The organism is Granulicella aggregans (genome assembly GCF_025685565.1).
GTDB classification, from domain to species: Bacteria; Acidobacteriota; Terriglobia; order Terriglobales; family Acidobacteriaceae; genus Edaphobacter; species Edaphobacter aggregans_B.
In genome coordinates this window covers 220,138-243,554 of sequence record NZ_JAGSYE010000003.1, presented here as the reverse complement: position 1 = coordinate 243,554, position 23,417 = coordinate 220,138, and the positions used below count along the sequence as shown (strand labels likewise).

Below are 23,417 nucleotides of genomic sequence, written 5' to 3'. Positions count from 1 at the left end.
AATTTGGCGGTGGTGGGTGAAGCAATTGAAAGGAGGGATTTTTGCAGTCGGATCAATTGGCTGGGCGCAGGGGCGCGGCGCCCCGGGGGTGGCCGGTTCGGGTGAGTGAGTCGGTGCTCGCAAATGGTTAGAATGGAACGGAGTCATGGCCTTGTCCTCTCCCAAACCCGATTCGGCGACGCGGCAACCGCGTGAAGCCCAGCCAGATAGGTTCGGAAGAGGCGAGGAGTCGAGCGACGCGGATGAGATTCTGGACGAAGCGGCGACAGAAGAACAAGATTCCGATGCCCTGACGCAACAGGATGAGGATTTTGGGGTTACACAGGGTGAGGGCGATGACGACATGGCTACCCTGGCTGTCAGTTCGGATCTGGTTGGTGAACAGTCACTGCCTGTTCTTGAGTTCCTTCGCAGCGATCGTGGCTACGAAGGCATGGAAGACTCCGAGGTGATGTTGCGGCTTCGCGCGGGCGAGATGGGCGCTTTTGACTACCTCCTGGCACGGTATCGCAGGCCGATCATCCACTTCATGTACCGGATGGTGCATAACGAGTCGGTCGCCGAGGAGCTGGCGCAGGAGGTCTTCCTGCGGGTCTATCGCTCGCGGGAGAGCTACCGGGCGGAGGCGAAGTTCAGCACCTGGCTCTACCGGATTGCGACGAACCTGGGTGTGAATCATGCCCGGGACACACGCCACGAGCGGGCTGCTTCGACCGTCTATCTGGATGAGACCGACGAGGAGACGGGAACGTCGGTAGATGTGGCGGACTCGACGCCGGGAGTTGAAGAGAAGATTCTCCGCCGGGAGCGGATGGCGGCGATCAAGCAGCATGTGATGGCGCTGCCGGAGCGGCAGCAGATGGCGGTGCTGATGCACAAGTATGAGGGCATGGACTACAAGCAGATTGGCGAGGTGCTGAAGTTGAGCGAGTCGGCGACGAAGTCGTTGCTGTTCCGGGCCTACCAGACGCTGCGTGAGAAGTTGAAAGATTTTGTCTAAAGCTTGGGAACGCGAGGGTTTGGGAACGCGAGGTTGAGGCGGATTTGGGCGGTGCGAAATCGTCGGGTTTTGGGAGTGAGCGATATGAGCTGCAAAAAATATCAAGACGAGTTGGAAGAGAGTTTGTTTGGTGGAGCGGCGTCGGCAGAGCTGACGAAGCACATGACGGAGTGCGCGGAGTGCGCCGAAGAGGCGAAGAGTCTGCAGGCGACGATGGCTTTGCTGGATACATGGAAGGCTCCTGAGCCGTCGGCGTACTTCGACCAGAAGATGGCGGTGCGGATGCGTGAAGAGCAGGCCAAGGCCCCGGCAGGATTCTTCGAGCGGATTAGGGAGTATGTGCTGCTGAGCACGGGCAGGCAGTTTCGCCCGGCGCTTACGGGTGGACTTGCGCTGGCGCTGTTGCTGGGCGGCGGCGGGTATGCCGGGGTGACGGTTTTGAAGGGCGAACACGAGAAGGTGCAGGCTTCAGCCGCGGTAAACGATCTTCAGATCCTGGACCGGAACGAGCAGGCGATCCAGCAGATGGACCAGTTACTGGACGATGACGGTTCGGGGCCCGATGGCTCCGACCAGCCGGCAAGCTGACGGATGTTCTAGGTGGGCTTCGATTCGAACATTCACTGCGGTACTGATCTGATTCCCTTGTCTTGATTCAGGGCGGGGTTCTGTGAAGGAGTTTCTGGTTACAGAGTGATGGCGGCTTCAATCTCAACTCGCGCAGGTGTGTCCGCGATCCTGGCGGCGTTGTTGCTGGCCGCTGCCGGCTTCTCCTCTACGGCTGGCGGGCAGGCTCCCATTGTGAGGCAGCCACCTTCCGCATCGCCTGCGCAGCCGATGAACTCTGCGCCGAAGCCAGCTGTAAGCCCGACGAAAGAGCATCTTCCGGAGTGGATGGAGCGGCATCGAGATCTTACCCCGCAGCAACAGCAGCAGGCTTTGCAGAACGAGCCAGGGTTCCGGCAGCTCGCCCCGGCGACCCAACAGAGGATGCTGAATCGGCTGGCGCAGTTGAACGCGATGGCTCCGCAGCAAAGGCGGCAAGTGCTGGAGCGGGCGGAGGAGATGGAGCACCTGGACCCGGACCAGCGGCAACAGGTGCGTGGGGCGATGGCGGAGCTTGGACGGCTGCCAGCAGAACGGCGTAGGGTGGTGGCGCGGGCTTTTCGCGATCTGCGGATGATGCCTCTGAATCAGCGGCAGGCTTATCTGAGCTCGGAGTACCTGCATCGGGAGCTGTCACCCCAGGAACGGATTACGCTGGGGAATCTGATGGCGGTTGAGCCGCTGCTTCCCAAGGCGAATGGTCTTATGGCGCCGCCGCCGCAGTAAGTGCTCACAAACAACCAAGAACAAAGGCGAAATGCGGGGTCTGTCCACTTCGCTTCGGTCGAGAGGACGTGTCTCCAGGTGGTGGAGCGAGCCCTACGGGATTTCCAACGCCCAGATGTCGTGCAGATGGACGACTCCGAGAACTTCCTGCGTCCCTGCGTCAGTGACGATGAGCGAAGTAATCTTCTTCTGCTCCATCAAGGCGAGGGCGGCGGGTGCGAGGGTCGTCTGCGCGACGGTGATGGGGTTGGGGTTCATGATCTCGGCGGCGGTGTGTTCGAGGGCATGGGGACCTTCGCGCTCGAGCAGACGACGAAGATCGCCGTCGCTGACGATGCCGAGGAGTTTGCCCGGGCCGGATTCGGGCTCCGAGAGAACGGTCGTCATGCCCAGCTTCTTGCGTGACATCTCGTAGATGACCTGGGTCATTGGCGTGGACGCGCCTACGTGAGGCAGAGCTTCGCCCGAGTGCATGAGGTCGCGAACAGGTGCGAGGCGACGTCCGAGATGGCCTCCGGGATGGAGGTTGGCGAAGTCCTCCGGCTGGAAGTTGCGGCGACGGCTGACCTCGATGGCGAGGGCGTCGCCGAGAGCGAGCATGACCGTAGTGGAGGCTGTTGGCGCGAGGTTGAGCGTGCAGGCCTCTTCGGTGATGCTGGTGTCGAGGACGATGCTGCTGGCTGTCGCAAGGGTCGAGGCGAGCGCTCCGGTGAAGCTGATCAACGGGACTTCGAGGCGCTTCAGGACGGGGATAAGCCGCGTAAGTTCTTCGGTTTCGCCGCTGGCTGAGAGAGCGATCGCGAGGTCCCCCGGCGTGATGATACCCAGGTCACCGTGGAGGGCTTCGGCGGGATGAAGAAAGTGCGCGCGGGTACCCGTGGAGGTCAGGGTCGCTGCGATCTTGCGGGCGATCAGGCCGCTCTTACCGACGCCGAGGAGGATGACGCGGTGTTTCGAGTCGCAGCAGGCGGCCAGGAGGTCGACGGCGCGAGCGAAGGGGATGGACATCGAGCCGTCAAGGCGGTCGGCTAGCTGAAGAAGGGCGCGGGCTTCTAAGCGGACGAGATCGGACGGGCTGGAAGACATCGAGGTAGATGCTAGCAGAGGTGCGAGTCGAGAGGATGGTTCCTGGGCGTCTTACGTGCCACCCATGCGATACGACCGCATGGATGGGGCACCCGGACGGTTTGTATCCTGACATCTCTGTATCCTGAGCATCCGATTTTTCTCTAACGCAGTAGACTTGAAGTTGGCGGTGCGCCGGGTGCGCCTGCCGGAGGATGCTGGCGTGAAGAAGAGTGCGTTTTTTGTAGCGATGATGGTCTTCGGTATCAGCCTGATGATCTGGGCCGGTGTGTACAGCCTGCGGGCGCGGAAGCTGGCGGCGCAGCAGGCGCAGGCGAACCACGTCGTGTTGACTCCCGATGGCGCGGCTGCTCCGGGTGCTGGTACGGGTTCTGCAGCAGGGGAGACGACGGCCCAGGAGATTCCGCTAAAGGGCAAGCCGGCACCGGCGTTCACGCTGGTGAATCTTGAGGGCAAGAAGGTCTCTCTGGCCGACTACAAAGGGCGACCGGTGGTGGTGAACTTCTGGGCTACGTGGTGCGCTCCGTGCAAGCTGGAGATGCCGTGGTTCGAGGAGTTCCGCCAGAAGTACCAGGCGCAGGGGTTTGAGATTCTTGGCATCGCTGAAGATGACGCGGGCAAGGATGAGATCGCGAAGACGGCGAAGAAGGTTGCGGTGACGTATCCGATCCTGCTGACGGATGGCAAGGTGGCTCCCGCTTACGGCGGCGTAGATATGCTGCCAACTTCGTTCTACATCGATCGCAAGGGACTTGTGACGACGGAGACGATCGGACTCGCTTCGAAGGACGAGGTGGAGGCGAATATCAAGAAGCTGCTCGGGCCCGGTGATGCTGCGACGGCCTCGCTTGGCGCTGCGCCGGCTGTGGGTGCGGGGCGATGAAGTTGTTTGCGGTATGCGCTGTCCTCGCGGCTTTGGCTGTTCCGATGGTGCGAGCGCAGGATGTGGGCTTTGAGAATCCGTCGAAGCCAAAGACTTACATTGTCTATGCAGCCGAGCCGCAGACGATTGCGGCGGGGAAGAAGGCGGTGGTGGAGCTGCACTTCAAGGTGCAGGATGGCTTTCATGTGAACAGCCACACGCCGAAGTCGGAGCTGCTGATTCCGACAAACCTGAAGCTCGATGCGGCTGATGGAGTGAAGGCGGCGGCGCTCGAGTATCCCGCGGGTACTGCTTACAGCTTCAGCTTCGAGCCGAACGAAAAGCTCGATGTGTATCAGGGAGCGTTCACCGTGAAGCTGCCGGTGGTCGCGACTGCTGGGGAGCATCGGTTGAACGGGACGCTTCGTTACCAGGCTTGCGATCATGCGGCGTGTTATCCGCCGAAGACGTTGCCGGTTGAGGTGCTGTTCACGGCGAAGTAGACGCGGTGTTGGCGAGGCGTATTCGCAAGGGAAAGAGATTCCAGCGGTGAAGATCTTTTCCCGGGATTTCCTTCGCGCCGTAGTGATTGAATGATGGAAGGCGTACCTCAGCGGCTGAAGCCGCGATGCTGACAAAGCTATATGGCACGGCTGAAGCCGCGCCCTTAAGCAAAGCGATTTGTTAAGACTGGATCTAGGGAAGATGGAAGAGTTTAGAAGGCTGACGCGGCTGCCCGCGTATGTATTCAACATTACGAGCGAGCTGAAGGCTGCGGCGCGCAAGCGGGGCGAGGACATCATCGACTTCGGGATGGGCAATCCCGATGGAGCGACGCCGAAGCACATCGTCGACAAGCTGATTGAAGCGGCGCAGAAGACGGCGACGCACCGCTACTCTTTGTCGCGCGGGATACCGCGGCTGCGCAAGGCAATTTGTAACTGGTACAAGCACAGATACGATGTCGATCTGAATCCGGAGACCGAAGCGATCGTTACGATCGGGTCGAAGGAGGGGATCGCCCATCTTTGCCTGGCGATGCTGGACGATGAGGACACCGTTGCGGTGCCGAATCCGAGCTATCCGATCCACATCTTTGGGCCTGTGATCGCGGGATCGAAGGTGCAGAGCATCGCGCTCGATGGCACGGATGAAGAGGCGCTTTGGCAGAGGCTGGAGTATGAACTGCCGCGGATGGAGCCGCGTCCCAAGCTGCTGATCCTGAACTTTCCGGCGAACCCGACTACGCAGTGTGTGGAGCTGAGCTTCTTTGAGAAGCTGGTGCCGCTGTGTAAGGAGCTTGGCATCTACATCGTGCATGATCTCGCGTACGCGGACATCGTCTTCGATGGATATCGCGCGCCCAGCGTGCTCGAGGTGCCGGGAGCGAAGGAGATTGCGGCGGAGTTCTTCACGCTCTCGAAGAGCTACAACATGCCGGGATGGCGGGTCGGCTTCATGGTCGGCTGCCCGAAGCTCGTGGGAGCGCTTGGGCGGATCAAGAGCTACTTCGACTATGGAACGTTTACGCCGATCCAGGTGGCTTCGATCGCAGCGCTCGAAGGGCCGCAGGAGTGCGTCGCCGACATCGTCGACACGTATAAGTGCCGGCGGGATGTGCTCGTTCCGGGGCTGAACAAGCTGGGATGGGCGGTGGATCTGCCGAAGGCGACGATGTTCGCCTGGGCGAAGATCCCTGAGCAGTACCGGGCCTTGGGGTCAGTGGAGTTTTCGAAGAAGCTGCTGCTTGAGGCGAAGGTCGCGGTGAGTCCGGGCGTGGGTTTTGGCGAGCACGGCGACGGGCATGTGCGGTTCTCGTTGATTGAAAACGAGGAGCGGACGCGGCAGGCGCTGCGTGGCATCAAGGCAATGTTCAAGGCGGGCTAGAGGAAGAAGCTAGGCAGGCCGCTGCATCGGCTCGACGAGCCTGGGCGCGGCGGTGCAGACGCGGTTTCTGCCACTCTCCTTGGCCAGATAGAGAGCGCGGTCGGCGGACGCGATCAACTCGGCCGGCGACATTCCCTTGGCTGGTACGAGCGAGGCGCAACCGATGGAGACGGTGACACAGCCGGTTGGATTTCCCTCGTGCGTGACGCAGGATTCGAGCACGGAGAGACGCATCTGCTCCGCGAGTTCCTCGGCGGCAGCAGCGGGGGCACCGGGCAGGATGGCGGCGAACTCTTCGCCTCCATAGCGAGCTACTAGGTCATGCTGGCGCAGTGGCTTGGCGCTGAGGGCGGCGGCGATTCCACGTAGACAGTCGTCGCCGGCGACGTGGCCATAGCGGTCGTTGAAGGATTTGAAGTGGTCGGCGTCGATCATCAGAAGAGAGATAGGAGTCGCGTCGCGGATGGCGCGCTTCCACTCGGTGTCGAGGATCTCGTCGAAGCGGCGACGGTTTGCGACGCCGGTGAGTTGGTCTATCGTTGCGAGGTTCTTCATCTCGTCGAGCGCGTGCTGCAACTTCTCTGCGAAGTTGCGGCGCTCCACCAGGATGACGCTGAGTGGAAGGACGAAGAGCATGGCGAGCGTGGAGTAGATCTGAAGAACGACCGACTGCTGGTCGGTCCAGCCCTCTGCCGCGAGGTGAAAAGGTCCAAGCCCACGGACGCTGAAGTATGCGGCGACGAGCGAAAGCATGTTGGCGCCGATGACAGCTCCGCTGAAGCCGAGGCGGAGGGCGACAAACAGCAGCATCGGATAGGGAACAAAAGCGAGTGGGTAGCTTGCCTGGTCGAAGGTGAACCAGGAGACAGCAAATAGTCCGGCGAGAAGGGTAATGGTCTGCGGCAGCGCCTTGAAGCGGAAGATGTCGTAGGTCTCGCGGCTGACGAGGGTGAGGACGAGAGGCGTCCAGAGTGCGGTCCCCAAGGCGTCGGGAAACGCCCACTTCATAGCCAGCAGCCAGAAGCGTCCGTGTATCCCTGAGAAGTACCATGCGGTGGGCAGGCAGGTGAGAGCGGGGCCCAGCAGGATGGCGAATAAGGTGAAGCGCAGGGCGAGATGCGGCTCCATCATCCAGCGCCTGAGGGAGCGGAAGGGCGGTAGAAGGCATGCGGAGAGAAGAGTTTCGACCAGGTTGCAGGAGATATCAATGAGGGCTTCTGAAAGCGGGTCGTGTGCGTTTCTCTCCCCACGGACAAAGGCAAGAACGACTCCGCCGAGGATCCAGGGCCATCGTCGCCGATTGGTGATGAGCAAGAGCGCGAGAGCAATGCCATCATAGGGCCAGTAGATGGCCCAGCCATCCGTCGACGGCAGAGCCCTGTCGAAGAGGGCGATTGCGAGGCTGAAGCCGATCGCGGTGACTCCGAGAAGGGCAAGGCCGGAGAGGATGGGCCGACGGTCAAATGCGGAAGAGAGACGGTCGAGGCGTGACGCAATCTTTGGGTCGACAGGAGACGCAGAGGGACTGGCCCCGGGAGAGGGGAAGTTGTCCAACGCCGACGGATCGATATCGTGTTGCCTCATGCCATCTCTGGTGAGTCTCTGTCGCTTCACTCTCGTGCCGTATTTCGTGTCGAGAGAAAAGTTGAAAAATTCCTCCGCCCGAGGATACCCGACCTTAGCTCCTGGATGCTTCTGAAAGTAGCGAATATAATCGGGCGGATTCGTGTGGCGTTTCAGTAACTTGCGCACTATCTCATGCTTTTGAGGCTAGAGGAATAACACGCAAGCGGTGCCGAAGCCGATTTGGCAAGAGGACGAGCGAGGCGATGGGACTGGATTTTCCTGGTTGAGGAGGATTAGGATGCCGCGTGCTCCAAATCCGCCGGTGACCGGTTTCCGGGCTGGCGGCATCCTTCAGACGCTTCACGATGGAAGCGAACAACGCAACAGATTGATAAGGAAGGTAGCTATGTCGACCGCGACTTTGACACAACTGCAGCCCGGCAAGTATGGATTCCCTGTGGAGTTCAAGAAGCGTTATAGCAACTACATTGGTGGTGATTGGGTCGCGCCGCTCTCGGGCGAGTACTTCGATAACGTGTCTCCCGTAACGGGTGAGGTCTTCTGCGAGGTGGCTCGATCGAACGCTGCAGACATCGACCGGGCGCTCGATGCAGCGCATGCGGCGAAGAAGGCGTGGGGTAAGACGCCGGTTGCACAGCGAGCGCGGATTCTGGAGCAGATCGCGCAGAGGATCGACGACAATCTTGAACTGCTGGCTACAGCCGAAACGTGGGACAACGGCAAGCCGATCCGCGAGACGATGAATGCCGACATTCCGTTGTGCTCGGACCACTTCCGCTACTTTGCCGGGTGCATCCGGGCGCAGGAAGGCGGGATCTCGGAGATCGATCAGGATACGGTCGCGTATCACTATCACGAGCCGCTGGGTGTGGTGGCGCAGATCATTCCGTGGAACTTTCCGCTGCTGATGGCGTGCTGGAAGCTGGCCCCGGCGCTGGCTGCGGGCAATGCGATTGTGCTGAAGCCAGCGGAGCAGACACCGGTGTCGATCCTGATCTTGCTGGAGCTGATCGGCGACCTGCTGCCGGCGGGCGTGCTGAATGTCGTCAACGGCTTCGGAGTGGAGGCGGGCAAGCCGCTGGCATCGAGCCCTCGTGTGAACAAGGTCGCGTTTACGGGCGAGACGACGACCGGGCGGCTGATCATGCAGTACGCTTCGCAGACGATCATTCCGGTCACGCTGGAGCTGGGAGGGAAGTCGCCAAACATCTTCTTTGCCGATGTGATGGCGGAGGACGATGCTTACTTCGACAAGGCGCTGGAAGGATTCACGCTGTTTGCGTTCAACCAGGGCGAGGTTTGTACCTGTCCTTCGCGGGCGCTGATTCATGAGTCGATCTACGATCGCTTTATGGAGCGGGCGCTGGCCCGGGTGAAGGCGATTCGGATGGGCAATCCGCTGGATGCCTCGACGATGATGGGCGCGCAGGCTTCGCAGGAGCAGACCGAGAAGATCCTGTCGTACATCGACATCGGGCTGCAGGAGGGCGCGCAGTTGTTGACGGGCGGCCATCGCAAGCAGCTTGAGGGCGGACTGGAGAACGGCTTCTACATCGAGCCGACGGTCTTCAAGGGCCATAACAAGATGAGGATCTTCCAGGAGGAGATCTTTGGGCCGGTGCTCTCCGTGACGACGTTCAAGGATGACGATGAGGCGCTGGCGATCGCGAACGACACGCTGTACGGGCTTGGCGCGGGCGTCTGGACTCGCGACATGACGCGGGCATACCGGTTCGGGCGGGGGATCGAGGCGGGCAGGGTTTGGACGAACTGCTACCACGCGTATCCGGCTCATGCTGCGTTTGGAGGCTATAAGCAATCGGGAATTGGGCGGGAGAATCATAAGATGATGCTCGACCACTACCAGCAGACGAAGAACCAGCTGGTGAGCTACAGTCCGAATGCGTTGGGATTCTTCTAGATGGCTGGAGTAGAGACAGGGACCGAGGTTGTACCGGAGCAGGTGGTTGCGACTGATGCCGCTTTTGGCTTGATCGCCAAGCTTGAGGCGAAGCACGGGCCACTGATGTTCCACCAGTCGGGGGGCTGCTGCGATGGCAGCTCCCCGATGTGCTATCCGCGGGGAGAGTTCCTGATCGGCGGCCAGGATGTACTGATGGCGACGCTGTCGGGAACGCCCTTCTACATGCACCAGAGCCAGTTTGAATACTGGAAGCACACGCAGATCATTCTGGATGTGGTGAAGGGGCGGGGTGGGATGTTCTCTCTGGAAGGGCCTGAGGGTGTGCGGTTTTTGACGCGGTCTCGGGTGTTTACGGATGAGGAGATTCGGGCGTTGCGGGAGGCTGGGAGGATTTAGAGATTCGGTCGCCCGGAGTTATTCTGGAGGGCATGAGAGACGTTCGGCGAATCGCACAAGTGCTGACCCTGATTACGACAGTTCTTTTTGCCGGCGCATTTGACCAAGGAGCCCGGGCACAGGCTCCGAATTATGCCCAGGAGCGTGCCCAGCGCGCGCAGGGACTTACCAGGCCTTATGGCTGGTTCTCGCTGGTAGCTCTGGACTGGCTAAAGCCGGGAACCAGTACGATCGGCTCGGCAAGGGACAACTCCATCGTTCTACCAGGCGCTCCGGCGCACCTGATCACCCTTGAACAGAAGGACGGCAAGGTGACGCTGCTGAAGGCTGATCCGTCTCTTACTTCCCAGGGCAAGCCGGTGGTTTCGGGAGCGATCTTCGGCGATGGTGAGGACGATGCTGCCGCTCTGACATCCGGAACATTGAGGCTGTGGGCGATCGATCGCGGCGGCAAGCGGTATCTGCGGGTTAAGGACTCCGGGGCTCCCGCGTTGAAGCACTTTCATGGGCTGAACTGGTACCCGCCCGAAGGGCATTACCGGGTCGAAGCGCGTTGGGTGCCGTACACTACGCCGCATACGCTACGAGTATTGAACAAGTTAGGGCAGATAACGCCGGTAAAGGTGCCGGGTTACGCAGAGTTCGAACTGGACGGAGTAAAGCTTCAGCTCACGCCAATGGAGGCTGACAAGGACGGCCTGTTCTTTGTCTTCCGCGATGTGACAGCGAAGACGACGACGGATGGCGGTGGACGGTTCCTGTCGACGAGTGCCCCTTCGGCTGGGCTGGATAAGCCGGGCACGGTCGTTCTCGACTTCAACGAGGCGGTGAACCCACCGTGCGCGTACTCTCCCTATGCGACCTGCCCGCTGGCTTCGCCGGAGAACCGGCTGACCGTGGCAGTGAAGGCGGGAGAGAAGCGCTACGAGGATTGATCCCTATCGTTTACCGGCCGCGAGCTTCTTCTGGGTGTCGAGGAAACGCCTCATGCGGTCGAGCGTCCGCGGCTTACCGAAGACGATCAGGCTTTCGAGCAGCGGGGGGCTCATCGTGCTGCCGGTGATGATCGCGCGGAGAAGCATGAAGTTTTCCTTGACACTCCATGTGTGAGCTTCGCCTAGCGCTTTGAGGGCAGTTTCAAGCGCGGTGACGGACCACTCGGTGGCTTCGAGGACGGTGAGTTGTTCGGCGGCAAAGGCCAGCGTCTCTTCAAGCGTGCGCTTCTTAGGGAGGAAGACGGCTTCGGTGGGGAGGACGTCTTCGGCGAAGAAGAAGTGGGTGAGGTCGCCGAACTGGCCGAGGGTTTCGATGCGCGCCTGGATCAGGACGGCGATCTGCTTCAGGTAGTCGTCCGAGAGGATGGTGGCGCGGAGGCGGGTGTAGAAGTCCTCGGGCGTGATGCGGCGGAGGTACTCGCCGTTGAGCCACTTGAGCTTGGTGAGGTCGAAGACCGGGCCGCCGAGGCGGATCTTGTCCACGCGGAAGCGGGCGAGCATGTCTTTGAGGGAGAAGATGTCGGCTTCGCTCGGCTTGCCGGATGGGATAGCCGCGACGGCGGCGGTTTCGGGATTGCCGGCGTCGGACATGCCGCCGCCCATGAGGCCGAGGAAGTTGATGACGGCTTCGGGCAGGAAGCCGGCCTGGCGGTAGAAGACCAGCGAGACGGGATTCTTGCGTTTGGAGATCTTGGACTTGTCCAGATTGCGGAGCAGCGGCATGTGCCAGAAACGGGGCGCTGGCCAGCCGAAGGCCTGGTAGAGCAGGACGTGTTTCGGGGTGGAAGAGATCCACTCCTCGGCGCGGATGACGTCGGTGATGAGCATCAGGTGGTCGTCGACGACGTTGGCGAGGTGGTAGGTGGGGAAGCCGTCGGACTTCATCAAGACCTGGTCGTCGACGTTGGTGTGCTCGAAGGTGATGTCCCCGCGTAGTTCATCACGGAAGGTTGTGGAGCCTTCGAGTGGAACTTTCATGCGGACTACGTATTCTTTTGATTCAGCAAGGTTTGCGCTGACCACATCCGGCGATAAGTTGCGGCAGGCTCCGGCGTAGCGGGGCGGCAGCTTGGCGGCCATCTGCTGCTTGCGGCTGGCTTCGAGCTCATCAGGGGTGCAGAAGCAGCGGTAGGCGGTGCCGTTTTCAAGGAGGATTTCGGCGTGGTCGCGGTAGATCTGGGTGCGCTCGGACTGGCGGTAGGGACCGTAGGGGCCACCGACGTCCGGACCTTCGTCCCAGGCAAGGCCGACCCACTTGAGGGCGTCGAAGATCATCTGCTCGGAGGTGGCGACGAAGCGGGCGCGGTCGGTATCCTCGATGCGGAGGATGAACTGGCCGCCACGCTGTCGGGCGTAGATGAAGTTGATCAGGCCGATGTAGGCGGTGCCTACGTGGGGGTCGCCGGTGGGCGAAGGAGCTATGCGGACGCGAATGGGGGCGGCGGGAGTTTCGAATACTTCAGGCATTTTCAGGATTGGTCTCGACCTCCGATTATAAAGGGGCGTGGGACGAGCGTCCGTCCGACGGGTTCGATACGGGCGTGGGAATACAGAAGCAGATCCTCCGCCTTCGGCGAAGGATGACAAGGGGTGGGGTCAGGGGGCGACCGGAGACTGTACTACTCCTACGGCGGAGTCGGCGCAGCCGTAGTAGAGGAACCAGCGGTGGTGGAAGCGGACGAGGCCTTCTGCGAAGGTGGTTCCGGCGGCGTACTGGCCTGTCTTCTCGAAGGGTTCTTCGGGTTTCAAAGATGGGGCATCGTCGCGGGCGATGAGCTTGGATGGATCGTCGGCGGCGAAGAGCGCCTGACCGGCGGCATAGGCGTTGGGGCCGAGGGTGGGGTCGCCGTGGTCGGGGTCGTTTTTGCCGTTGTAGAGCATGACGATACCGGCTGGCGTCAGGATGGGTGGCGGGCCGGTCTCGGGGAAGCCGCTATCGAAGTGGCCGGGACGGCGGGTGAGAACTTCGATGGGGGTACCGGTGGCGTCTTCCACGGGGCTCCAGTGGATGAGATCGGGCGAGGTGGCGAGGTGGATTGCGCCTTCGCCCCAGTACATCCAGAACTTGCCCTGGATGCGGGCGGCGACCAGGTGATCGCCGACTAACTGCGTGACGATCCCGCCGGATTTGTATTGGAGGTGATCGTACTTACCGCCGTTGCTGCTACTAAATGCAGGACCAAACTTCGTCCAATGGATTAAGTCTTTCGAGGTGGCGATACCGATGCTGTAGGTGATGCGGTTCCACTGGGTGTAGGTGATGACGTAGGTGTGATCGGGGGATTCGACGATGCGTGGGTCTTCGACTCCGCCGGGCCACTCGCGGGATCGCTGTGCATCGGCGGCCGGATAGAAGACAGGCTGTGGCTGGCGGATGAAGTGGACGCCGTCGGCGCTGGAGGCAAGCCCGAGGCGGGAGGTGTGGAGCCCGATCTGCATCTCGCCGGTGTCGTCTTCGGCGCGGTAGAGGACGAAGATCTTGCCGTCGCGGACGATCGCGGCGGGGTTGAAGGTATGGAGAGACTCCCAGTGGACGGGGGCGTGGCGGATGGGGTCGTCGAACGTGGAGGATTTGTTCGGGGAGATGACAGGTGCGGAGATTGGGCGAGTGAAGGGGCCAAGCTGCCAGGGTGTTGCGGATTGGGATGAAGCGGATGTGGTGAGGATCAGAGCGAAGGCGAGGATGGGGAGTTTCATGGTCTGCAAGTATGCAGGATGAATGAGTAGTTCGTCTGCGGGGGAAGAGAAAGCAGATCCTCCGCTGCGCGAAGGACGACAAGGGTGGGGCAATGGCTGCGGATAGAAGCGAAATGCGGGGGTCTCTCCACTGCGCATCGCGGTGACGCTGCGATGCTTCGGTCGAGATGACGCTTCTTTCTTCACAGGTTACATGTTGGGATTAGGCGACCGGGATAGGTTCATCTCGTCGGTGAGAACCCGGCGGAGGGCATCGAGATTGACCATGAAGTCGTCATGTTCGGTGACGTTCGAGTTGGTGCAGAAGTGCTGGTGGCCGGCTCCGACGGCGAGGGTATAGAAGTAGCCTGCGGGACGAGCTTCAGGGTAGAGGACGCAGACCTTCAGATTCTCTCCGTAGATGATGGAGCCCAGGCCGGCTCCATGCGGGGAGAGAATCGCTTCGGCGTTGCGCATCAGAGCGACCTGTTCGGCGAAGGTGTAGTCCTCCATGAAGATCTTCTTGAAGCCGAAGCTGGCGATAAGTGCGAAGACCTCGTCTTCGTTGATAAGCCGGCGGTGTCCGGCGCGGCCCCTCGAGATGTAGTATCGGCCCGTGGCGATGGCGGGTTTGGGGGTTCCCAGAGCGAGGTGGGTGCGGCAGCGTATGAAGTCGAAGTAATCCTGCGGAAAGCAGGCGCTGGCGCGAGAGGAGACATAGGAAGGCAGCACGAAGGTCTCAAGTTCGAACCATCTACCGGGATCGACGTATTCGAGGGAGAAGTTTTTGGGGAGGATCGCTTCGAGGGAGCTGCGGTGAACCGGGCCGACCTCCGACGACATGAGCAGGGTGAGCGGGCGGCCCTGCATGTGAAGTTCGAGGGAACGGAGCTGTGGAAGGCTGTCGGCTGTCCAGTGCCAGTTGTTGTCGTGCCAGGGGTGCTGGATCGAGGAAAAGAAACCGGAGCGCTTTGTGATGCTGCGAGGCCGGAAGGTCTTGCGGAAGGAGTAATAACGCTGGTGGTCCAGGACCGATTCCACGACAACGTGCCAGCGGGCATCGAAGACCAGTCCGTTTTTAGGGAAGAACTTGGCCGTGTTCACCTCGCAAGTGAAGATCGCTGCGCGGGAGAGGTAGCCTTCGACGATGTCCTGGCAGGAGCGAAGAAAGGGGTCAGAGGTAAAGGGCCGGCCGGGGGTATTGAGGTCGACGGTCTCCGCTGGATAGAGGAGGGTGAAGTTGGAGACGAGGTCGGGCCATTCTTCGGCGCTGAAGGGTTGGTTCAGCAGCAGGCGTTCTAGGCCCAAAGCGGTGAAGCTGGAGATGAGCGCTCGATGAAGCTTATAAGCGACGCGGTTATTGAGACCTTCAAGGCCATTGAAGTGACCGCGAAGTGAGGTCTTGAGGGATCTCGAGATCGAGGGAGCAGCCACAAACCATCCTTGCGCGGGTATTGCGAGGCACGGAGACCTGGCCCACGAATTCTCCTTCCAGTGTACAAAGCGGCGGAGTATTTGGTATCGCACAAATGGGGAAGGTGACGAAACCGGAACCTGCGATGTAGGCAGATGGCTACATCGGTGAGGCTGGGGTTCGCCACGTTTCAAGATTGAGATGTGGCATACCCGAGCCTACGTTGGAGCGCTTTAGTGGATGCCGAACTGGGTCTGGATCTGTTCGAGGGAGCGGCCCTTGGTTTCGGGATAGATGAAGAGGACGACGAAGAACTGGAGGAGCATCATCACCGCAAAGAAGGCGAAGGGTGTTCCCTGGGAGAACTTGTCGACGACGACGGGGAAGTAGAGGGTGATGACGGCGGCGCTGATCCAGTGGGCCGAAGAACCGATGCTCTGGCCCTTGGAGCGAACACGGTTGGGGAAGACCTCCGAGATGTAGACCCAGATGACCGATCCCTGCGAAACAGCGAAGAAGATGATGAAGACAACGAGGAGCCAGACGAGCAGGTTCTGGTGGGTGTGGGTGTAGAAGATGGCGGAGACTCCAGCCAGAGCGAAGACCATGCCGACAGACCCGGTTAGCAGGAGGGTCTTACGGCCGACCTTGTCGATCAGGGTCATCCCGAGGACGGTCGCCATGAGGTTGACGAGGCCGACGGCTACGGCCTGCAGGGCCGAGGAGCTGTTGCTAAAGCCAGCCGAGGCGAAGATGGGGTTGAGGTAATAGAGGATGGCGTTGATTCCGGCGAGTTGGTTGAAGAGGCCGATCGAGGCGGCGAGGAAGATGGGCAGGTTGTATTTGCCATTGAAGATGGGCTCCTGCTTCTGGTGAAGCTCGGCGTGGACGGAGTCCTTGATCTCCTGGAGTTCGGCGGCGGAGTTGGGCGAGCCCATCATCTCGAGAACGCGGAGGGCCTCGTCGTTCTGGTTGGTGGTGACGAGCCAGCGTGAGCTGCGTGGAATTCCGTACAGCATAATGAGGAAGAGCGCCGAGGGGAGAATGGCGACGCCGAACTCCCAGCGCCACTCGTTCGCGCCGAGATGGAAGAGGGTGATGATGAAGTTCGAGAGGTAGGCGAGAAGGATGCCGATGACGATGTTGATCTGGAAGAGGCCGACCATCCGGCCGCGCCACTTTGCGGGTGCGAGCTCCGCGATGTAGACGGGGCCGAGGACGGAAGATCCTCCGATGCCGAGGCCGCCGATGAAGCGGGCGACCATCAGCGAATCCCAGTTCCAGGCGAAGGCGCAGCCTACGGCGGAGATGGTGTAAAGGATGGCCATGATGCGGAGGGCCTCGCGGCCACCGATCTTTTGGCCGAGGACGCCCGAGCCCATCGCTCCGATGACCGTGCCGACGAGGCCGATGAAGACGGTGAGGCCAAGCGTCGACGGGGTGAGGTGGAAGACCTCGGTGAGTTGCTGTTCCGCGCCCGCGATGACAGCCGTGTCAAATCCGAAGAGCAGGCCGCCGAGTGCGCCAACGATGGTGGCTTTTATGAGGTAACGATTCAAAAGGGTCTCCGAGTAATGAGAACAGTATTCAGGTCAACAAAGTTATACGCCAGTGGTGGGTGTTCCGTCGCCAGAGCGAGGTTCACGGGGCAAGTTGGGGATCTGTGCGCAACCCGACGAAGGCAGTGCAGCTTAATGCTATGTGTTTGTCGACACCTATAACCAGAAGATGGGATGTGCGTCTTTGCCAGCTTGCGCTTAGTGTCAGAGGACTGTGCTTTTTTTGCAGGCATGAGGTGTATGAAGGCCATGCCTGCACTGCGGAGTCTCACTTCGCTTACTTGCCGTCTACGGATAATAAAAAGACGCGCGTAACTTTGGACGTTAGCAGAGCTGCATAGAAGAGACGAGGACGTGACGTGACGTTAGATGATCCGCTTGCGAACCCACCCGGTGTAGCCAAGTACAAACAGATTTATCTTCTGCTGCGACAGTCGATCGAGGACGGGACTTACTCGGCGGGGACGCGGCTTCCGAGCGAAAACGAACTGGTCAAGCGGCTTTCGGCAAGCCGGCCGACGATTGGGCGGGCGTTCGCCCAGTTGGAGTCCGAGGGTTTGATTCAGCGGCGGGCTGGGTCAGGGACGTTTGTGTCGAGTCAGGCAGCTATGCCACACCCGAGCTTCGGGCTTTTGATCCCGGATCTCGGTGTCACTGAGATCTTCGAGCCGATATGCCAGGGGATCTCGCAGGGCAGGAATGGCGACCATCACGATTTGATCTGGGGACCGCTGTTTGACCGTGACGCATCGCAGGAGATTCAAGCGGAGCGTCTCTGCGAGCACTACCTCGCGCGAGGAGTAGCGGGTGTGTTCTTTGCGCCGCTGGAGCTGACGGAGGGCAAGGACGAGACGAACATGCGGATCGCGAAGAACTTTGACGACGCGGGAGTTCCGTTGGTTCTGCTCGACCGCGATATCGTCGAGTATCCGAAGCGCAGCCGTTATGACGTGGTCGGGATCGACAATCACAGGGCAGGCCTGATGATGACGGAGCATCTGCTGGATGTGGGAGCGCAGCGGATTCTTTTCTTCGCTCGGCCGTACTCTGCACCGACGGTGACGATTCGAATCATGGGGTACCGGAGCGCCATGGAGGCTCGAGGTCTGGACAAAGCGTTGCAGATCGTTTGCTTTGCTGATCCGACAGATGCAAACGCGGTCGAGGTGCTGCTTAAGCTGCATCGTCCCGACGCAATTCTGTGCGCGAATGACCTGATGGCTGTCCAACTGATGACGACGCTGGCTAAGGCAGGGGTGCGCATTCCGGGAGACGTGCGGCTGACGGGGATGGACGACCTTAAGTACGCGAGCCTGCTGCAGGTGCCGCTGACGAGCATTCGTCAGCCGGTGCTGGCGATCGGAGCGAACGCCATGATGGCCATGCGCGATCGGGTTGCGAACCCTGGGGCGCCGGCGCGAAACTTCCTGGTCGATTTTGAGTTGATGGTTCGAGAATCCACCAAACGCACGTTGTGATTGAGAGGCAGCGACGGTGCGTGGTTACGTGCGAGGTGACCTAGGTTCTGGAAAGAAGTACCTCTGGAGGCTTTCGCTGGGCTGGTTGTCCGCGTTCGCATTGCATGTGCGTAAGTCGCGTGTTAGAAAAGGATACCGGTTTGGATGACGAACTGTTTCCACCCTATAACTTCGCGATTGCGCTCCCCTGGAAATCACTTGGCTCGACGTTTCGCTGGTCTCATGCACGTATGTGGAGCGCTGCTTGCTCCGTCGCTTCTGCTGCTGACTTGCCTGCAGCCGGGAGTGAGAGCGTCTGCCGCCGTCACAAAAGAAGTCGTGGAAAAGAAGGGCGCAGAGACAGGCATTCCTGTCATCCAGCCGCACTCCTATAAAGAGTACAAAGACTTTGGCCAGGTCTGGACGGTAGCGCAGGACCGCCGCGGCCTGATCTACATGGGGGTCTCGGGTGGCGATGTACTGGAGTACGACGGGGTGAACTGGAGAAAGATCCAGACTCCGATGTCGGTGATCCGGTCGTTGGCGCTCGATACTACCGGCAGGATGTGGGTCGGCGGAAGCGGAAACTTTGGCTACCTTGCGCCGGACAAGACAGGCAAGACCCAGTACGTCTCGTTTCTGGATCACGTCCAGGCTAAGGACCGCGGCTTTACGGATGTATGGCAGACACTAGTCACTCCGCAGGGGATATTTTTCCGGTCTTATGAGTTGCTCTTCCGCTGGGATGGAAAGAGCATGCATGTCTGGTATCCGGCACCGAACGCGAAGTTCCAGGCGCTCTCGCAGGTTGCTGGTCATATCTATACCGCACAGGATGGGATCGGCCTGCAGGAGATCGTCGGAGATGAGCTGCGCAACATGCCGGGCGGCGATGCCTATAAGAGTTCGCGAAAGCTCTTTCTTCACCCTTACGACGACGGCCGGATGCTCGTCTCCGCCCGGGACGGTGCGCTCACTCTTTATGACGGGCAAAAGGCCACGCCTTTTGTGACAGGGGCGGCCGATTATCTGGCGAAGCACCCGGCTTACACCTCGACCCTTCTGCGCGATGGCGGCCTTGCGGTCACGACCCTCGACGGGGGAGTGGTCCTAATCAACCACGATGGGACGCTGCGGCAGATCATCGACAAGGCAGATGGCCTGATCGATCCTGGGGCGTTGAGCGTCTTCGAAGACAGAGACGGCGCGCTTTGGATTGGAACCGGAGGTGGAGTCTCGCGGGTCGAGGCAAACTCCCCGCTATCTATCTTCTCGACTCTGCCCGAAGAGGACGTAATCCGGTTTCAAGGGTCAATCTACATGGCCCTGGCGTCGGGTGCCGGTTCGGTGCAGCGGCTCGTGATCGATCCCCAAACGAACCGCCCGGATTTTGTGAAGCTACCAGGAGCGACGCAGGCATTCCGGCTCAGGATCTTCCACGATGTGACGGGCAAGACTCCAGACCAGTTGCTGGCGGCGACGAGCGAAGGCGTGTTGAGGGTCGAGGGCGACAAACTGGTACGAACCGTCCCTTCGCTGAGCGGTCTGCGAGAGCAGAGTTACACCATCCGCCAGTCGCGGAAGACGCCCGACCGGCTGTTTGTAGGCCACGGCGACGGCGTGGGGTCGATGCGCTGGGATGGGCATCAGTGGATCGACGAAGGTCGCCTGCCCATGATCTACGAGGCGAGGGGGCTGGACGAAGACGCTAGTGGAGCCTTGTGGGTAAGCGGCACGGACGGCAAGCTTCTGAGGATCGATGTGCCTGCCAATGGGTTGCGCGAGGCCAAGGCGGAGGTGATCTCCAAGGCGGAGGGCGTTCCCGAGGGAAACGTGTATGTCCATCTTATCGATGGTGCGATCTATATCGCGCCGAGTTTGACAAAAGACATGCTGCGGTGGGAGCCAGCGGCGCATAAGTTCGTCGTGGACAATCGATGGGTGCTTCCGCTGGATGCGCCGGATGCCAGCTCAAATGCCTTTCAGGAGACAGACGGAAGCGTCTGGACGTTTACATCGGCCACGGACAGTTCGCGGATCGGCCGGTTCTTCAAACAGCCCGATGGAAGCTGGCGCGTGGATGAAGAGACCTACCGGCCACTCACGCACTTTCAGGTTGGCAGCGGCGCCTACCTGGATGCGGATGGGATGGTGTGGACAGGCGGCGAGAGCCTGATCCGTTTGAACCCGCACATCAAGCCGCAAACGACGCAGAGTTCGGCACCACTTGTGCGGCAGGTGATGTCTGGAACGCAGCTCATCTTTGGCGGGACATCAGTGGATAGCCAGGAACTGCGGCTGGCCCCCGGCACGCGGGCGCTGACCTTCCAGTTTGCCGCAATCTCCTATGGCAACGCCGCGAATACGAACTATCAGTATCTGCTTGAGGGAGCGGACAAGGACTGGTCGGTGTGGGGCAAGCAGAAGGAGGCGAACTACAGCGGGTTGGGGCCGGGAGAGTATCGGTTCCGGGTACGTTCGCAGGCCGAAGACGGACGTGTAAGTCCGGAAGGCAACTTTGCGTTTACGATTCTGCCGCCGTGGTACAGGACGCGAATCGCTTACGGAGTGTATGTCGTCCTCTTCCTGCTCATCACCTATGTGGCGTGGACCCTGATTATTCGTCACGAAAGAAACAAGGCACAGCTTCGGACGAAGGCGCTAGAGGCCGAGGCGAAGCTGCTAGAAGCCACGGTTGAAGCGAGGACCAGCGAGGTTCGAGCGCAGGCTGCGGAGATTGCGGCGCAGAAGGACTCGATTGAGCTGCTGAGCGAGATTGGCAAAGAGATCACGGCGTCGCTGGACCTGAATACGATCCTCTTCAAGCTGTATGAGCGCGTCAACCAGATCGTCGATGCAAGCATCTTTGGCGTGGGACTCTACCGGCCGGAGAAGAAGCTGATCGAGTACAGCCTGGCAATCGAGAACGGGAAGCGGTATGCGCCGTATACGCGCAGCACGGAGGACAAGAACCAGTTTCCGGTGTGGTGCATCGAGAACCGCAAGCCGATTCTGCTGAACGACGTTGCAACGGAGTATTCGAAGTACATTCCTGCGTACGAACATAGCGGTTTGGCGCTCGAGGACGGGACCGAGGCGAGGCCGCCGGCTTCGATGATCTATCTCCCGCTGATCGCGCAGGAACGCGTGCTGGGCGTGCTGAGCATTCAGAGCTTCAAGAAGAATGCGTACACGGAACAGCATCTGAGCCTGCTCGAAAACCTGGCTGCCTATACGACGATCGCGCTCGATAACGCGAATGCGTACATGGTGATCAATGAACGCGAGCACGAGGTGCGGGAGCGCGCGGCGGAGTTGGTGACGATCAACCGGATCACGCAGGCGCTGGCTACGCAGTTGGATCGCGACAGTTTGATCCAGCTTGTGGGCGATCAGATCCGCGATCTCTTCCATGCTCCCATTGCCTATGTGGCGTTGCTGAACCGGGCGACGATGATGCTGAACTTCCCGTACACGTTCGGGGAAGAAGCTGCGTCAAGACCCTTCGGGACTGGGCTTACATCGCAGATCATTCGCACGGGCCAGCCACTGCTCATCAACGAGGACATGGAGCGCAACCGGTCGAAGCTGGGCATCGAACAGATTGGCGTGATGACGGCTTCATATCTTGGCGTGCCGATCCCATCGGGCGGACAGATGATCGGCGTGATCAGCGTGCAGTCGACCGACCAGGAGGGCGTTTTTACAGAGGCCGATCAGCGGCTGCTTTCGACGATTGCCTCAGCGGTGGGTGTGGCTTTCCACAATGCGAGCCTGTTCGAAGAAGCGAGCCACGCAAGGGCTGCGGCGGAGCAGGCAGATGCGGCGAAGAGCTCGTTCCTCTCCACGGTCAGTCACGAGCTGCGCACGCCGCTGACGTCGGTTCTGGGCTTTGCAAAGATCATCCGGCGCAGGCTTGAAGAGCGCTTGTTCCCGCTGCTCCCGAGTGACGACAAGAAGATCGTTCAGACCAAGAACCAGGTGCTTGAGAACCTTGGAGTGGTGGTGAGCGAAGGCGAGCGGCTGACGAAGCTGATCGACGATGTGCTCGACCTGGCGAAGATTGAAGCGGGCAAGTTTACGTGGAACATGGGCAGTGTATCGGTCGAAGAGGTGATCGATCGTGCGGTGGCGGCGACGGCTTCGTTGTTCGAAGCGAAGAAGCTGACGCTGGTGCGGAAGATTGAGCCCGATCTGCCGACTGTCACGGGCGACTCCGACCGGCTGATCCAGGTGGTGATCAACCTGATCTCGAACGCGGTGAAGTTTACGGACGAGGGTTCGATTACCTGCTCGGCGGCGTTGAAGGACGGGCAGATCGTGGTTGGTGTGACTGACTCTGGCATCGGGATTGCCCCTGCGGACCAGCCGAAGGTCTTTGAGAAGTTCAAGCAGGTAGGCGATACTCTTACGGATAAGCCGAAGGGGACAGGGCTTGGGTTGCCGATCTGCAAGGAGATCGTCGAGTATCACGGCGGCAGCATCTGGGTGGAGAGCACGCCGGGGCAGGGAAGTACGTTCTCGTTCAGTCTGCCGATTGCGGCGCAGGCGAAGCTCGATCTTGCGCCGGTACGGCGGTCGGTGAACATCGAGTCGCTGGTGAAGCAGCTTCGCGAACGCGTGGAGACGCACCAGCCTCACGACAAGTCGATTCTCGTGGTGGATGACGATCCGAATATCCGGTCGCTGCTGGAGCAGGAGTTGACCGAGGCTGGCTACCGCGTGCGGTTGGCTGAGGATGGGCGGAAGGCGCTGGCGCTGATCCGCGAGGAGATTCCGGGACTCGTGATCCTCGACGTGATGATGCCGGAGATGAATGGCTTCGACGTCGCAGCGGTGCTGAAGAACGATCCCGCGACGATGGACATTCCGATCATCATTCTGTCGATCGTCGAAGACAAGGAGCGTGGCTTCCGGCTGGGCGTGGACCGCTATCTGACCAAGCCGATCGATACGGTGTCGCTCTTCCACGAGGTGGACACGCTGCTCGATCAGGGCAAGTCGAAGAAGAAGGTCATGGTGGTCGATGAGGACGCATCGACGATCCGCACGCTGACGGATGTTCTGGAGACGCGCGGCTATACGGTGGTGGAGTCGAACGGCTCGGAGCTGGTGTCGCGCGCGGTGCTCTCGAAGCCAGACATCATCATTCTCAACTCGGTGCTTTCCAGTGACGAAGCGGTGCGTGCGCTGCGCTTCGAGAAGGGTATGGAGAACGTCCTTTTCCTGATCTATCAGTGAC

At 60.4% G+C, this 23,417-nt stretch carries 17 protein-coding genes; 11 read left to right on the top strand and 6 right to left on the bottom strand.

The window, feature by feature from the left end; translation table 11 throughout:
• Positions 1-145 precede the first annotated feature (145 nt).
• From OHL18_RS16360 to OHL18_RS16350, 3 genes are all read left to right on the top strand, one after another.
• Positions 146-1,000 carry an RNA polymerase sigma factor gene (locus tag OHL18_RS16360; RefSeq protein ID WP_263375950.1) on the top strand — a complete coding sequence of 285 codons (855 nt, stop codon included), beginning with the start codon at positions 146-148 and terminating at the stop codon, positions 998-1,000.
• An 84-nt stretch (positions 1,001-1,084) separates the two neighbouring features.
• A complete protein-coding gene (locus OHL18_RS16355; RefSeq protein ID WP_263375949.1) occupies positions 1,085-1,588 on the top strand; it encodes an anti-sigma factor in 504 nt (167 codons plus the stop codon).
• A gap of 108 nt (positions 1,589-1,696) precedes the next feature.
• Positions 1,697-2,332 (top strand): DUF3106 domain-containing protein, encoded by a 636-nt coding sequence (locus OHL18_RS16350; protein ID WP_263375948.1) that lies wholly within the window; start codon positions 1,697-1,699, stop codon positions 2,330-2,332.
• A 93-nt stretch (positions 2,333-2,425) separates the two neighbouring features.
• Here OHL18_RS16350 and OHL18_RS16345 read toward each other — a convergent pair whose 3' ends face one another.
• On the bottom strand, positions 2,426-3,418 hold the full coding sequence (locus OHL18_RS16345) for a KpsF/GutQ family sugar-phosphate isomerase (protein ID WP_263375947.1): 993 nt from the start codon (positions 3,416-3,418) through the stop codon (positions 2,426-2,428).
• A gap of 157 nt (positions 3,419-3,575) precedes the next feature.
• On the opposite strand from OHL18_RS16345, the gene OHL18_RS16340 reads away from it, so the two are divergent.
• The 3 genes from OHL18_RS16340 (at position 3,576) to alaC (ending at position 6,167) form a co-directional block, all read left to right on the top strand.
• Entirely contained in the window at positions 3,576-4,301 is a 726-nt protein-coding gene (locus tag OHL18_RS16340) for a TlpA disulfide reductase family protein (protein WP_263375946.1), read from the top strand.
• Positions 4,298-4,783 (top strand): protein-disulfide reductase DsbD N-terminal domain-containing protein, encoded by a 486-nt coding sequence (locus OHL18_RS16335; protein WP_263375945.1) that lies wholly within the window; start codon positions 4,298-4,300, stop codon positions 4,781-4,783. The genes OHL18_RS16340 and OHL18_RS16335 overlap by 4 nt, the downstream gene beginning before the upstream one ends.
• A gap of 202 nt (positions 4,784-4,985) precedes the next feature.
• Entirely contained in the window at positions 4,986-6,167 is a 1,182-nt protein-coding gene (alaC, locus tag OHL18_RS16330; RefSeq protein ID WP_263375944.1) for an alanine transaminase, read from the top strand.
• 9 nt (positions 6,168-6,176) lie between these two features.
• Here alaC and OHL18_RS16325 read toward each other — a convergent pair whose 3' ends face one another.
• Positions 6,177-7,751, bottom strand: a complete 1,575-nt coding sequence (locus OHL18_RS16325) for a sensor domain-containing diguanylate cyclase (RefSeq protein ID WP_263375943.1) — start codon at positions 7,749-7,751, stop codon at positions 6,177-6,179.
• Between the two features lie 388 nt (positions 7,752-8,139).
• Here OHL18_RS16325 and adh point away from each other — a divergent pair, with 388 nt between their 5' ends.
• The 3 genes from adh to OHL18_RS16310 are packed head-to-tail and all read left to right on the top strand — an operon-like array spanning position 8,140 to position 11,009.
• On the top strand, positions 8,140-9,675 hold the full coding sequence (gene adh / locus OHL18_RS16320; RefSeq protein ID WP_263375942.1) for an aldehyde dehydrogenase: 1,536 nt from the start codon (positions 8,140-8,142) through the stop codon (positions 9,673-9,675).
• A complete protein-coding gene (locus OHL18_RS16315; RefSeq protein ID WP_263375941.1) occupies positions 9,676-10,074 on the top strand; it encodes a DUF779 domain-containing protein in 399 nt (132 codons plus the stop codon).
• A gap of 32 nt (positions 10,075-10,106) precedes the next feature.
• The gene (locus tag OHL18_RS16310; RefSeq protein ID WP_263375940.1) at positions 10,107-11,009 is read left to right on the top strand and encodes a DUF1684 domain-containing protein; all 903 of its coding nucleotides are present in this window, start codon (positions 10,107-10,109) and stop codon (positions 11,007-11,009) included.
• Positions 11,010-11,012: 3 nt separating this feature from the next.
• On the opposite strand, the gene gltX is transcribed toward OHL18_RS16310, so the two are convergent.
• The 4 genes from gltX to OHL18_RS16290 form a co-directional block, all read right to left on the bottom strand.
• Positions 11,013-12,536: a glutamate--tRNA ligase gene (gltX, locus tag OHL18_RS16305; protein WP_263375939.1), complete on the bottom strand. Its 1,524-nt coding sequence runs from the start codon at positions 12,534-12,536 to the stop codon at positions 11,013-11,015.
• A 129-nt stretch (positions 12,537-12,665) separates the two neighbouring features.
• Positions 12,666-13,766: a glycoside hydrolase family 130 protein gene (locus OHL18_RS16300; RefSeq protein ID WP_263375938.1), complete on the bottom strand. Its 1,101-nt coding sequence runs from the start codon at positions 13,764-13,766 to the stop codon at positions 12,666-12,668.
• Between the two features lie 189 nt (positions 13,767-13,955).
• The gene (locus tag OHL18_RS16295; protein ID WP_263375937.1) at positions 13,956-15,179 is read right to left on the bottom strand and encodes a glycosyltransferase family 61 protein; all 1,224 of its coding nucleotides are present in this window, start codon (positions 15,177-15,179) and stop codon (positions 13,956-13,958) included.
• Between the two features lie 213 nt (positions 15,180-15,392).
• A complete protein-coding gene (locus tag OHL18_RS16290; RefSeq protein ID WP_263375936.1) occupies positions 15,393-16,718 on the bottom strand; it encodes a sugar porter family MFS transporter in 1,326 nt (441 codons plus the stop codon).
• A gap of 359 nt (positions 16,719-17,077) precedes the next feature.
• Here OHL18_RS16290 and OHL18_RS16285 point away from each other — a divergent pair, with 359 nt between their 5' ends.
• Together OHL18_RS16285 and OHL18_RS16280 are read left to right on the top strand one after the other, a co-directional pair.
• Positions 17,078-18,196, top strand: a complete 1,119-nt coding sequence (locus OHL18_RS16285; protein WP_263375935.1) for a GntR family transcriptional regulator — start codon at positions 17,078-17,080, stop codon at positions 18,194-18,196.
• 198 nt (positions 18,197-18,394) lie between these two features.
• Entirely contained in the window at positions 18,395-23,416 is a 5,022-nt protein-coding gene (locus tag OHL18_RS16280) for a GAF domain-containing protein (RefSeq protein ID WP_263375934.1), read from the top strand.
• Position 23,417 lies beyond the last annotated feature (1 nt).

Excerpts from the sequence above, each read along its gene's own strand:
- OHL18_RS16350 (WP_263375948.1), top strand. The coding sequence starts at position 1,697 with ATGGCGGCTTCAATCTCAACTCGCGCAGGTGTGTCCGCGATCCTGGCG.
- OHL18_RS16300 (WP_263375938.1), bottom strand. The coding sequence starts at position 13,766 with ATGAAACTCCCCATCCTCGCCTTCGCTCTGATCCTCACCACATCCGCT.
- OHL18_RS16310 (WP_263375940.1), top strand. The coding sequence starts at position 10,107 with ATGAGAGACGTTCGGCGAATCGCACAAGTGCTGACCCTGATTACGACA.
- gltX (WP_263375939.1), bottom strand. The coding sequence starts at position 12,536 with ATGCCTGAAGTATTCGAAACTCCCGCCGCCCCCATTCGCGTCCGCATA.
- OHL18_RS16360 (WP_263375950.1), top strand. The coding sequence starts at position 146 with ATGGCCTTGTCCTCTCCCAAACCCGATTCGGCGACGCGGCAACCGCGT.
- OHL18_RS16315 (WP_263375941.1), top strand. The coding sequence starts at position 9,676 with ATGGCTGGAGTAGAGACAGGGACCGAGGTTGTACCGGAGCAGGTGGTT.
- OHL18_RS16325 (WP_263375943.1), bottom strand. The coding sequence starts at position 7,751 with ATGAGGCAACACGATATCGATCCGTCGGCGTTGGACAACTTCCCCTCT.
- alaC (WP_263375944.1), top strand. The coding sequence starts at position 4,986 with ATGGAAGAGTTTAGAAGGCTGACGCGGCTGCCCGCGTATGTATTCAAC.
- OHL18_RS16345 (WP_263375947.1), bottom strand. The coding sequence starts at position 3,418 with ATGTCTTCCAGCCCGTCCGATCTCGTCCGCTTAGAAGCCCGCGCCCTT.
- OHL18_RS16335 (WP_263375945.1), top strand. The coding sequence starts at position 4,298 with ATGAAGTTGTTTGCGGTATGCGCTGTCCTCGCGGCTTTGGCTGTTCCG.
- adh (WP_263375942.1), top strand. The coding sequence starts at position 8,140 with ATGTCGACCGCGACTTTGACACAACTGCAGCCCGGCAAGTATGGATTC.
- OHL18_RS16355 (WP_263375949.1), top strand. The coding sequence starts at position 1,085 with ATGAGCTGCAAAAAATATCAAGACGAGTTGGAAGAGAGTTTGTTTGGT.